Source organism: Mycobacterium innocens (assembly GCF_900566055.1).
Classification (GTDB): domain Bacteria; phylum Actinomycetota; class Actinomycetes; order Mycobacteriales; family Mycobacteriaceae; genus Mycobacterium; species Mycobacterium innocens.
The window spans coordinates 38,757-51,276 of sequence record NZ_UPHQ01000103.1; the positions used below are offsets into that span (position 1 = coordinate 38,757).

The window sequence follows — 12,520 nt, forward strand, 5'->3', positions numbered from 1 at the left end:
CGCGACGCGCTTCACGAAGCTTGGCGGGCACCCGCTTTGAACACGCTCAATAGCCCCGGCCTCGGCGCGGCCGGCGACCCGACGCAGACATAGTGGAGATATCGGCCGTCGGCGAAGAACCCCAAACTGGCTACGGCGATCGCCACGCCAAGCGGGCCGGGCCAAGCGTTGATGCCCTCGATCCGCTGTATCCGCAAGCCCGCTTTCTTGAAGATTCGCACCATGCTCCTGCAGGTGAAGAAACGTATGTAGGTGCGGTTGAAAGGGCCAAAGTCCTCTTGCGGGAAGTCTTTTCGGAACAGCACCTGGCCCAGCGCGGGAAGAAAGCGGAAGTTCGGAACCGCGGCGACGACGACGCCATCGGGCTTGAGCTTGGTGCGCCGCTTCCGTAGCGCCGCGCCCGGTTCCACCAGCCGTTCCAATACGTCGACGCAGATCACCGCGTCAAAGTCGGACACGATGCCCCAGAGTTCGGCGCCGGTTCGGTCTTTCACCGTGACGCCGAACGACCCATCCGCGCAGCCGAGATCGAGGACCCGTTATGCGTCGGTCGGTATGAGCCGCAACGTCTCTGCCGCTGCTTGGTGGTAGTACCGCCGTAGTACCGCGCGAGGCGGCCGGGTTCTGGTGTCATCTGCTCAGCTGGCAACCCTGCGTGCTGGGTTCAGTTCATGCCGCTTGCCAGCAGGGCGACCCCCGCCGTGGCGAAGGAAACCGAGAGGATCTGGCGCCGATGCGTCCGTAGCCAGTTGCGCAGCCGCAACATGGTGGCTTCGGTCTTGTCAGGGTTGACCAGATGGCTGACAAGCGGGATCTCGACGATCGCGAGCATCACGAGAAGGTAGGCGACGGTCGCGCTGAGCTGAGTGCTGAACGCCGCACCCGAAGCGCCGATGGCGGTGAGCACCACAAGATATTCCACCGGCGGTGGTCCCGCCGAACTCAGGCCGGCCACCAACGCCACCCAGGGAAACCCGCCCTCGAGTGCACCCTGGGCGTTTGCCATCAGCCGCGAGAATCGGGAGGGCTGCTCCTGCACCAGCACCGCCGAGGATTCGCCGGTGGACACCGGCGCGGGCGAACGGACCGAGACTCCGGCGGCGACCAGCGCGGCCACCACTAATGCCACGACACCAAGCGCGACTTGGATGTGCCCGACAGTGGAGCTTGCCGCCAGGGACGTCACATTGTCGGCGAGGGCATGTGCGAAGTCGCGCAGCAGAAGTAAAACGCCCAGAGCGACGGCTGTGCCCGTCGCCATTCCGCCGAACCAGAAAGCGAGCAGGTTGACCATTGGCCGCGGCTTCGAGATCAAGAAGAGGGCAACGCCCAGACGCACCGGCTCAGTCGCTGTGATCAGCGCGAGGATCAGCACTGTGGTCCACATCTGCCCCCTCCTCCCGTTCGCCGTCTTTCAGCTGACCGACACTGCGTCAACGCATAGGAAGCGGTGGCGACCGCCCGGGGCTCTGTCGTTGAAGAAGCGTTTCGCGGTCATGTCGTCCTGTTCGAGTGGGCAGTGCGCACCGGAGTCAGTCACGAAATTGCGGGTTGGACTGATTCCGGCTCACCTCATTTTCCAGAAGACCGGCTGCCCGCGTGGCGCTTTCGCCAGGTTTGGTCATCTGATTTGCAATCTCCCGGGCCCGGTTGACGTACCCGGGGGCCAGAATTGCCCCGAGGTCGCTGACCAGCGTCTCCTTCGTGGTGGCCGCGAGCCGGCGTCCAGAGCCGATCTTGAGCCGTTTGATCTGGGCTAACCAAATCGGTTGCTCTATCCAGATCCAGAGGATCAGGGTCGGGATGCCGGCTCGCATGCCCGCCGCGGTCGTTCCGGCGCCACCGTGGTGTACAACCGCGCGGCAGGCCGGAAATACGGCGGCGTGGCTTACCCCGGGCACCAGTTTGACGTGGTCCGCGCACTCGAGATTGCTGACGTCGTTCTGGCCGGTGCAGATCAACGCGCGTTCGCCCAATTCCGCACAGGCGGCGCTGATCATGGCGATGGTGTCGGCGGGCGAATCCACTGGCATGCTGCCGAAGCCGAAGTAGACCGGCGGCGTGCCGGCAGCAATCCACGACAACACCTCGTCGTCGTAATCCGTTGGCAATTCCAGGGTCAGGGCTCCGACGAACGGCCGCCTGTCAGCCCATTGCGCCCACTCGGTAACCAGGCCGGGAAAGCACAGCTCGTCATAGGCCTGGATCTCGAGTGCCCGGCGGCCCAGAATGCGCGACGACGAGGACGCGGTTGCCTTCGGCAGGCCCAGTTCTCGCCGCTGCGCGTCTTCAGGGCTCTTCGTGATGCGCCACTGCACCCACCACAGCGCCGAAACCAGCGCGCGATTCAACCGCTCCGGCAAGATCGGCAAGAGCTGGCCATTGACCCGCGCGGGCATGAAGTGCATGGTCGCCAGCCGAATGTCGTAATACTCCGCGATGTTGGCGGCAATGCCCTGGTGGATCATGCCGGTCAACACCAGATCCACGCCGGCTGCCAACGATCTCAGGGTCGCCGCCATATCGGCCCACCCCTGACGCAGGTCCGCGATACCTTCGCGCACCAACTTGATCGAAGTCTGCGGCTTCCAAAATTCGTGCAAGTTGTCTTCGTTGTCGAGCAGCGCCTGAGTGTCCGGCCCGTAGCTGACCGCATCCAGTCCGGCCGCTTCGGCCAAACCGATCAGGTTGGGTGGCACCGCGAGGCGAACCTCGTGCCCCCGGCGCAGCAACTCCCGACCGAGAGCCGTGCAGGGCTCGACATCGCCGCGGGTGCCGTTGATCGCCAGTGCGAACTTCATCAGCATCCCCTACCTTTTGCTTCCCGCCCCCGGGCGACCTCAGCCCTGTGACTGCGAGCTATCCGAATACCTCAGCGGTTAGCCGATAATCTGCAAGCGTTTGTTCTATCACTCCGCGCAGCTGCCGGTTCGAATTCTCCGCACCAAGTTGATAAGAGGATACGCTGATGAAAACTTTGCCATTCAGACGTCCGGAGAAAAGGTACAGCTGGCCGCTTTCCCGCTCGATGTTCTGTTTGGTCGCACCTTGATTGAACAGACGTGCCGAGAAATAGTCGGCATCGGTTCCGTCGATACGGTTCAAGTCTTGACTAAGGTTCCTGACATTCGAACAGCAAACCGGCAATTCCGAACTGCCCAAGGCCAGTGCTGCCATCTTCCTGGCCAGCCACCTAGGCGTGTAAGGAACCAGCGGCAGCGGCTTGAGCAGCTTGTTTGGGGTTTCGTGGAGTGCGGCCAGGCTCTGTTTCATCTCGTTGCGGATGAGTTGCAAATCCGTTGTCACCCGGTCCGGGTCGACCCCGAAGGTAATGGCCGTCAACGCATTCGCTCGTAAATCACCTGCGGTGCGCTCATTGACCGGCATTGTTATCGTGACAGCGCCATCAGCCGGGCTCAGCCGCCCCAGGCGTTGCGCGAGCCTGGTCGCGAAAGCAACGAAAAGCGAATTACTGGACCCGCCGAGTTCGAGTACCCGGGCGTCCCACGAAGCCAAATCGCAGGAAAATGTGACAGAAGGTACGACAATTGGCTCGTCGCTGCGGCTCGACGTAGCCGGTGGTGTGCTTGTTCGCGTCTTCACACTCGAGTCGCGTTTCAGTACGAGCATGATGCAGGCGATCAGTGCCCGAAAAACCTCGGGCAATCCGCAAACGGCGTCCCACGCGTCGACAAGCAGTGCTCGTCCACGACTGCGCGATCGTGGGGGTGGATAGCCTAAATCTCGGGTGATGCCGTTGACGGCCTCGTGGATAGCGAGATGCAGCGCGACGCCGTCCACCACTGAGTGCGACGTGATCAGGGTTACCGCCGTCCCACCGTCGTGGAGCGGGAGGATCCCCAGATGCCAGCAAGGTCCGTATTCGGGGTCGACCGGAATCTGCGCACGCTCATCCAGCCAGCCCATGATTTCAGCGCGAGATCGGGGTGATGGAGCGATGTCGATTTCCGGTGGATCGTGGTATGCGACCCAGCGGGGACGACCAAATGGTAACGGGGAACGCTCGATTCGGCGCCCTAGCCATCCACGGCCGAGGTTGCGGTTGAACCGGCGCAACCCTTCCAAGTCAACCGGACGATCGTAGATCCAGGTAACTTGGCCGACGGTGTCAACGCCGGTTGCGCGCAACCGAAGAAAAGCTACGTGGTCGAGAAAGGCGATCCTGTTGTCCGTCATGGCCGAAGAACGTGCCAATTCGAAACTCCTTGGAAAAACCCGGATTTCCGGCCTAGCCGGCCTAGCCGGTGCGCCATGTGGTCAAGGGGGGGACCGCGGTCGCGGGTTCGTAAGCGCGCCGACTATAGGCGAGGTGCAGCTGACTGCCGTTGTGGCGCCGGGCCGGCATCACCTCGCGTCCCTCGGCTACCCGAATATAGGCGGCCTTCAGCGTCTCGGCGTAGCGGGTGACCGACTCGCGGGCGATCGGGTTGTTCGGGAACAACACCGTTAACTGGGTCTCTTTCTCGAACCGGTTAACCCGGATGTCGATTTGCCCCATCATTCCGCCGTCGTGGCAGAGCCGGGCGTGTAAGCCTTCCACGTGGCAGTTGGCCAGGGCCGACAGCGGTGGAATGCCGGCGTCGAGGTAGAAGAGCAACGGTGCTCCCCATTGGCCTTTCCGCAGCCACGGAACCAGTTCCAGCACGCGGTCCAACGGCACTTCGGCCAATTCCCGGCCGGAATCAAAGCTTTCCTGAGCCGCCTTGACGATTTCACCGAACGACGATCCGGTGGTGGGGACGGTGATCGGCACGAAGCCGGTGAACCAACCCGTCGTCATGAAATCCGTCTGGGTGCGGCGAATGTCGATGGGGACGATGGCGTGGAACGCGTCGGTTCCGGTCAATTCGTGTTCGGCCACTGCCGACATAGCGAGTACGCCGCCGCAGAACCGGGCTCCCGCCGACAAGCACGCGGATTCGAACGCGAGTGTCTGCCGCTCGTCCAACAGCCGGACGCCCATCATCTCGCACGGCGCAGATGTGTCCCCCAGTGGCAGCGGGAATTTGGGAAGGCACCCGTCATTGCCCTCGAAGAATTCGGCCCATGCGCGGATAACCGGGGAGTCCAAGGTGAGCCCGGACAGGTGCTCCTGCTGCCGGGTGCAGTAGTCGTGATAGCTGCCTGTCTCGGCCAGCCGCAACGGCGCTCCGCCCCCAACCAGCGCTACGTACATCAGGTGGATCTCGGCGAACGCGACACCGACGAACATGGCGTCGCAGTGAAGATGGTCGATGGCCACACAGAAGGTGAAATGGTCTGCGCGCTGAATGATCGAGAAGCGGAAGCAGTCCCACTCCAGCGGGCTCGGGGTGGCCAACAGGTGGTCCCGCCATTGCCTTTGCGTTGTCAGTTCACCGTGCTGGGTTGCGACGAACTGAATGTCGTTGGCTTTGTTGATGGTTCGCCGCACGAAGTGATCGCCCTCGGTGTGCTCGAACCAGCTTCGGTAGGTGTCGTGGCGACGCAGGTGCGCATTGATGACGTGCGTCATGGTGCGGGTGTCGCATCGACCGGGAATGTCCCAGGCGGAAATCAGCAATCGCGACATCTCCAGGCTGCGGCTGGCGTAGGACCGGAAGTTACGCAGGTGATGGGCTTGCATATAGCTGGGCGGTACCGGGCTGATCGGTGCTTGCTTCGCCTTGGCGAGCGACGCCGGCGATGGTTGCCACGACACCAGCATGCCCGGCTCGGGGGCCCAATCGCGGATGGTCCCGGCCTCTACTTTCCCTACTCTGACCATTCTTCCTCCCAGTCGCCCAGCAGGTTGCGATGCACCGGAGAGCCAAGGGTGGTCCACAGAACCCGGCACGGTGATGACATTTGTAGGGATCCCGGTGAACCGGGTTCGAGGTCTTGGCCGTAACGATGTCGGGTTGCGCCACCGGTGCCGGTCCACCGCACGTCACGGGACACGTTGGACGGGTCGGTACCCCTGGCCGGCCAACGGACTGCGGTCGTGACGGCACTGGGTAGGCCGGGTATCGTGGTGTTCACATGCCCCCTCATTAACTTTGTCGTGCCTCCCCGAAGGCACGACCATATCGCTGTCGGTGTGGGTTGCCCCATGCCCGACGCTGCGACGACCGTTCATCCGGGTATTTAGGTTTCTAGCGTTGGTGAGCTGAGCCTAGTTGATGGGTGGTGCTTAAATTTCGGTTTTCGCTGCATTGGGTTTGAAACCCGTGGTTGAGGGGTCGCAGTTTGTTGGCTGGGCGGGGCCTCGCGCCCCGGTTGCCGGGTAGGATCGGCCGCAACGGCGTTGATCCGGCTATCACCGGTGAGCCTTCGGAAGAACAGCGCAAAAGCCCAGTAGAACCGAACGGGTGGGCCCGTCACAGCCTGCAACGAGCGGCCGTGCGTAGGTAGGTGCGGCAAGCGGGGTGGTACCGCGGTGTTCGCGCTTCCGGCGCATCGTCGTCCCCGTGTCTTGTGACAAACGACACAGGAGACGGCATGACCGACAGCGCCTACCCGCGGAGCGACCTGGGCGCCGACCAACGTGGTGGCTCTCCGGACTTTCCCGTGATGGAAAGCCAGGTCCTTGACTATTGGGCCCGCGATGACACCTTCCGCGCCAGCATCGCCCGCCGCGACGGCGCCCCGGAATACGTGTTCTACGACGGGCCCCCCTTTGCCAACGGCCTGCCGCACTACGGGCATCTACTGACCGGCTATGTCAAGGACATCGTGCCGCGGTACCGAACCATGCGCGGTTATAAGGTGGAGCGCCGCTTCGGTTGGGACGCCCACGGGTTGCCTGCCGAACTCGAGGTCGAGCGCCAGCTGGGCATCACCGACAAATCGCAGATCGACGCCATGGGGATCGCCGCGTTCAACGATGCCTGCCGGGCTTCGGTGTTGCGCTACACCGACGAGTGGCAGGCATATGTGACCCGGCAGGCTCGCTGGGTCGATTTCGACAACGACTACAAGACGCTTGATCTGCCGTATATGGAATCGGTGATCTGGGCGTTCAAACAGCTCTGGGACAAGGGCCTGGCATATGAGGGCTACCGGGTGCTGCCCTACTGCTGGCGCGACGAAACCCCACTATCCAATCACGAACTGCGGATGGACGACGACGTCTACCAGAGCCGTCAGGACCCCGCGATCACGGTGGGATTCAAAGTGCCGGGTGGCCAACCACTTAACGAGCTGGCCGGCGCATTCCTGTTGGTGTGGACCACGACACCGTGGACGCTGCCGTCGAACCTGGCCGTCGCGGTAAACCCTGAGACGACATATGTAGAGATCAAAGCCGGCGATCGGCGCTTCGTGCTGGCTGAGGCGAGGGTGCCTGCCTACGCTCGAGAGTTCGGAGAAGAACCCGAGGTTCTCGGCACCTATCGCGGCGCCGACCTACTGGATATGCAGTACCAGCCGCCCTTTACATACTTTGGTGATTCGCCTAACGCATTTCGCGTACTGTCAGGCGATTTCGTCACCACCGAAGACGGCACCGGCATCGTACATATGGCCCCGGCGTACGGCGAAGACGACATGGCGGTCGCGGAGGCTGCCGGCATCGCGCCGGTAACCCCGGTCGATGCCAAGGGCCGCTTCGACGCCACCGTTGCCGATTACCAGGGGCAGCACGTGTTCGACGCCAATGCCCAGATCATCCATGACCTGAAGAAACAAAGTGGTCCGGCGGCGGCGAACGGCGCGGTGTTGATCCGCCACGAATCCTACGAACACCCTTACCCACATTGCTGGCGCTGCCGTAACCCGCTGATCTACCGCGCGGTGTCGTCCTGGTTCGTCACGGTGACGGAATTCCGCGACCGCATGGTCGAACTCAACCGGCAGATCACCTGGTATCCCGAACACGTCAAAGACGGCCAGTTCGGGAAGTGGCTGCAGGGTGCCCGCGATTGGTCCATCTCACGAAACCGCTACTGGGGCACCCCGATTCCGGTGTGGAAGTCCGATGATCCCGCGTACCCGAGAATCGATGTATACGGCAGCTTGGACGAGCTGGAGCGCGATTTCGGGGTGCGGCCGGACAATTTGCACCGGCCCTACATCGACGAGCTCACCCGGCCCAACCCCGACGATCCCAGCGGGAAAAGCACGATGCGGCGCATCCCAGACGTGCTCGACGTGTGGTTCGACTCGGGCTCCATGCCCTACGCCCAGGTGCACTACCCGTTCGAAAACCGTGACTGGTTCGACGGAGTCGATTGCGTCGACCCCGATAAAAGGGTCGATGCCCATTACCCCGGGGACTTCATCGTCGAGTACATCGGACAGACCCGTGGCTGGTTTTACACCCTGCACGTGCTGGCAACCGCGCTGTTCGACCGGCCCGCGTTCAAAACGTGTGTGGCGCACGGGATCGTGCTGGGCTCAGATGGTCAGAAAATGAGCAAGTCGCTGCGCAACTACCCCGACGTCAACGAGGTGTTCCACCGGGACGGCTCCGATGCGATGCGCTGGTTCTTGATGGCCTCGCCGATCCTGCGCGGCGGCAACCTGATTGTCACCGAGCAGGGGATCCGGGACGGCGTACGGCAAGTCTTGCGGCCGTTGTGGAATGCCTACAGCTTCTTGGCCCTGTATGCGCCGAAAGTGGGTACCTGGCGTACCGATTCACGCCATGTACTGGATCGCTACATTCTGGCCAAGCTGGCGGTGCTGCGCGAAGACCTCACCCGGTCGATGGAGGTGTGCGACATCTCCGGGGCCTGCGAGCAGCTGCGGCAGTTCACCGAAGCGCTGACGAATTGGTATGTGCGACGGTCGCGTTTGCGCTTCTGGGAAGAAGACGGCGATGCCATCGACACCTTGCACACGGTGCTGGAGGTCACCGCCAGACTGGCCGCGCCGTTGCTTCCGTTGATTACCGAGGTGATCTGGCGCGCTGTGACCGGTGAGCGCTCGGTTCATCTGACGGACTGGCCGCGGGCCGATGCGGTGCCCGCCGACGCCGGCCTGGTAGCGGCGATGGATCAGGTCCGCGAAGTGTGCTCGGCCGCGTCGTCCCTGCGTAAGGCCAAGAAGCTGCGGGTGCGTCTGCCGTTGCCGAAACTGACTGTGGCAGTTGCCGACCCGGAACGACTGAAGCCATTCGCTGAACTGATCGCCGATGAGCTCAACGTCAAACAGGTCGAACTCACCGACGACATCGACACCTACGGGCGGTTCGAGCTGACCGTCAACGCCCGGGTGGCCGGGCCGCGACTGGGCAAGGACGTGCAACCGGCGATCAAGGCGGTCAAGGCCGGCGACGGCGTCGTCAATCCCGACGGCACCTTGACGGCAGGGCCCGCGGTGCTGCAACCGGAGGAATACAGCTCACGGCTGGTGGCCGCCGACCCGGAGTCCACCGCGGCACTGCCCGGCGGCGCCGGGCTGGTGGTGCTCGACGGCACAGTGACCCCGGAATTGGAGGCCGAGGGCTGGGCCAAAGACCGCATCCGGGAACTGCAAGAGCTGCGCAAGTCGACCGGGCTGGACGTGTCCGACCGGATCAGCGTGGTGATATCGGTGCCCGCCGAGCGGCAAGCCTGGGCGCAGACCCACCGCGATCTCATTGCCGGCGAAATTCTGGCCACCAGTTTCGAATTCGGCGACCCGGCCGGCGGCGTCGACATCGGCGACGGGGTACGAGTCGCGATCGCCAAAGCCGGCTAACGGCGGGTGCCCCACGGCCCGGGGGACAGCCGCCGCCGGCCTTCACCGCAACTGGATCGTCACCGCCTTGATGGTGGCGTTGAACGGGAATGCGCCCTCGTAGGTGTCGGCGGCCGGGGTGCCGCCGTCGAGCCCGATATCGAGCCCTTCGTCGGCGCTGAACCCCAGCGGAACCGTCCGCTCGATGCGAGATTCAGCTGTCTGGCGCCCGTTTACCAGGAGTCGCGCGACGCCGCCTTTTCCCAAACCTCCACCGTCATAATCGAATTCGACCGCGATGGTCGAGCTGCCCGCGGGCAGGGGCGTGGCCGCGGCGATGGTCGTGTACTTGGACCCGAAATAGTTGTAGGTGAACTTGGCCAGTCCATTCTGCACGTAGAGAGCCAGGCCGGCGAAGTAGCCGCCGGCGGCCAGGAGAACGCCGTCGACCGTGTCGCCACCGGGAGTGTCCAGGTCCGCGGTAATCGAGTAGGACCGGTTAAAGGCGCACCGAATGATGTCCTCAGGCATCCGGATTGATCCTTGCCCGAACGAAATCGAGGTTCGCTGGCCCAGAACCGTCGGCCGCGCACCGATCGCCCGGGCGGGGCCGCGGTCGTCGAGCGGAAAGACGTGGTTTTTCTCGCCCTCAGCGTCGAATAGTGCCTTCAACTCGGCAAGCCGATCGGGGTGCTGGGCGGACAGATCAACGGCTTGACTGTAGTCCCGCGACAGGTCGTAGAGTTCCCAGCGGTCATCGGAGAAGGCGGGCATCGTCGACCCCGGTTGCCACTGGATCTTGCCGTGATAGGTGCAGGCCATCCAGTCATCGTGATAGATCCCGCGGATGCCCTTGATCTCGAAATACTGGGTGCGGCGCCGGTCCGGGGCGGCCGCGTCGTCGAATGTATACGCCAGGCTGATGCCGTCGTAGGGCTGCTGTGGCACGCCATTGACCACAACGGGTGCGGGGATGCCGGCGGCTTCCAAGATGGTTGGGGCGATATCGATGACGTGGTGAAACTGCGAGCGCAGCCCGCCACCGTCGTTGATGCGTTGCGGCCAGGTCACAATCATCGGATTGCGGGTGCCACCGAAATGACTGGCGAACTGCTTGGTGAACTGGAACGGGGTGCACATCGCCCAGGCGAAGCCGACCGGATACTCGTTGCTGGCCTTGGGCCCGCCGAAATCGTCGATCCTCGACAAGACGATTTCCGGGTCTTCTTGGAGGCCGTTCAACGTCACCATTTCGTTGAAGACACCGGTGATCCCGCCGGCGGCAGCCGCGCCGTTGTCACCGATGATGTAGACGAACATCGTGTTGTCCCAGACCCTCATATCCTTGAGCGCGGTGACTATCCGACCGATCTCGTGATCGGTGTGGGCAAGGAATCCGGCGTAGACCTCCATGAGACGCGACGCGATGCGCTGCTGCTCTTCTGACATCGTGTCCCAGGCGGGTATCGATTCGTGGCGTGGAGTCAACGCGGCGTCTGCGGGAATCACGCCCAGTTCCTTCTGCCGGGAATAGATTTCCTCACGCAGCTTGTCCCAGCCTGCGGCGAATCGTCCGCGAAAAGGTTCGCTCCATTCTGGTGCCACGTGGTGCGGTGCGTGGGTGGCGCCGGACGCCCAGTAGACGAAAAACGGTCGGTCGGGCGACATGGCCTGCTGCCGATGTGCCCACTCGATCATCCGATCCGCGAGATCCGTCGTAAGGTGGTAATTCTCAACGCCTTCGGGCCGTTCGACTGGCGTCGTACCGTGATACAGGCCGGGATTGTATTGGTGGGCTTCACCGCCCATGAAGCCGTAGAACTCTTCGAAACCCATCCCGGTTGGCCACCTGTCGAAGGGGCCCGCCGGACTCACCTCCCATACCGGGGTGTTGTGCCATTTGCCGAATGCTGCTGTGCTGTAGCCGTTTTGGCGCAGCGTCTCGGCTATGGTGGCGGCGGATTTCGGGATGATGCTGTTGTAGCCGTCATACCCAGTGGCCCATTCGGTGATGTTGCCCGTGTTGACCGCGTGATGGTTCCGGCCGGTCAACAGTGCGGCGCGAGTTGGGGAGCACAAGGCGGTCGTGTGAAACCGGTTGTACCGCAGCCCTTCCCGTGCCAGCGCGTCGCCGGTTGGCGTCGGCACTGGGCCGCCGAAGGTCGCCGTGGCCCCGAATCCGACGTCGTCGAGCAGGACGATCACCACATTCGGCGCGTTCTGTGGTGGGCGGATGGGAGTGATCGTCGGCATTGTCGACTCGGAAACCGTTCGCCCGGCTTTTCCCCCCGTCGGCGTGTCCGGCAACGGCAGCCGGGTCCGATCGACAGTGCTGGTCGGGTCGTGTGTCACGGGTTACCTCCACTCGGGTTGGGATTGGCTGGTGCTGTGTGGGCCGGTAGCGACAACGGCCGCCGAACGATCTAGCCCCTCAAATACGCGAGTCGGCGTTAGTGGGTCGCAGGATTGTTGGAGAAGTCGTTTCCGCGTTGACACCGTTTTTGAGCTGCTCGATGACGTTTTCCTGGTCGCAGCGGTCGTTGGCGCAGGCCACGACCTGGGCGGGGGTCAGGTCGGTGCGGGTGGTGATGTAGAAGAAGTAGCGGATCTCCTCGATGAGGGCCGCTTCGCCGCGGGTCTTGCTGATGTTCTTGCGCAGCGCGATCACCCGGTAGGGTCGGGCACATTTGCCGGGCTGGTAGCTGAACTCGGCGACATCCTCGCAGTTGAGTTCGAGGTTGACGTATCCGCGGTGTTGGCCAGCGACACGATCAGCGGCGCGTAGCCCCAGATGCCCTTGTAGGACATGTCCATTCCGGCCTTGTGTTGCCCGTAGGTGGGTGCGATGGTGCCGTCGACGTCGAGGTAGGCGACCGGG

7 protein-coding genes and 1 pseudogene are annotated in these 12,520 nt (G+C 63.2%); 1 reads left to right on the forward strand and 7 read right to left on the reverse strand.

Translation table 11 applies throughout. From position 1 onward, the window contains the following. Positions 1 to 11: 11 nt before the first annotated feature. From EET03_RS11690 to EET03_RS11710, 5 genes are all read right to left on the reverse strand, one after another. Positions 12 to 494 (reverse strand): class I SAM-dependent methyltransferase, encoded by a 483-nt coding sequence (locus tag EET03_RS11690; RefSeq protein WP_244232320.1) that lies wholly within the window; start codon positions 492 to 494, stop codon positions 12 to 14. Between the two features lie 170 nt (positions 495 to 664). Continuing rightward, positions 665 to 1,375 (reverse strand): GAP family protein, encoded by a 711-nt coding sequence (locus EET03_RS11695; RefSeq protein ID WP_244232321.1) that lies wholly within the window; start codon positions 1,373 to 1,375, stop codon positions 665 to 667. Positions 1,376 to 1,532: 157 nt separating this feature from the next. Continuing rightward, a complete protein-coding gene (locus tag EET03_RS11700) occupies positions 1,533 to 2,801 on the reverse strand; it encodes a glycosyltransferase (RefSeq protein WP_075543135.1) in 1,269 nt (422 codons plus the stop codon). Between the two features lie 58 nt (positions 2,802 to 2,859). Then, entirely contained in the window at positions 2,860 to 4,215 is a 1,356-nt protein-coding gene (locus EET03_RS11705) for a condensation domain-containing protein (RefSeq protein ID WP_244232322.1), read from the reverse strand. 43 nt (positions 4,216 to 4,258) lie between these two features. Then, on the reverse strand, positions 4,259 to 5,767 hold the full coding sequence (locus EET03_RS11710; RefSeq protein ID WP_082274697.1) for a condensation domain-containing protein: 1,509 nt from the start codon (positions 5,765 to 5,767) through the stop codon (positions 4,259 to 4,261). 713 nt (positions 5,768 to 6,480) lie between these two features. Here EET03_RS11710 and ileS point away from each other — a divergent pair. Next, positions 6,481 to 9,663: an isoleucine--tRNA ligase gene (ileS, locus tag EET03_RS11720; RefSeq protein WP_075543117.1), complete on the forward strand. Its 3,183-nt coding sequence runs from the start codon at positions 6,481 to 6,483 to the stop codon at positions 9,661 to 9,663. Between the two features lie 42 nt (positions 9,664 to 9,705). Here ileS and EET03_RS11725 read toward each other — a convergent pair whose 3' ends face one another. Then, a complete protein-coding gene (locus tag EET03_RS11725) occupies positions 9,706 to 11,994 on the reverse strand; it encodes an arylsulfatase (protein WP_099194142.1) in 2,289 nt (762 codons plus the stop codon). A gap of 133 nt (positions 11,995 to 12,127) precedes the next feature. Then, positions 12,128 to 12,520, reverse strand: a pseudogene (locus tag EET03_RS31400) (IS1380 family transposase); the annotation flags it as partial.

What these genes read in the sequence shown, in the direction of transcription:
- EET03_RS11700 (WP_075543135.1), bottom strand. Translation starts at nt 2,801, where the DNA reads ATGAAGTTCGCACTGGCGATCAACGGCACCCGCGGCGATGTCGAGCCC.
- EET03_RS11710 (WP_082274697.1), bottom strand. Translation starts at nt 5,767, where the DNA reads ATGGTCAGAGTAGGGAAAGTAGAGGCCGGGACCATCCGCGATTGGGCC.
- ileS (WP_075543117.1), top strand. Translation starts at nt 6,481, where the DNA reads ATGACCGACAGCGCCTACCCGCGGAGCGACCTGGGCGCCGACCAACGT.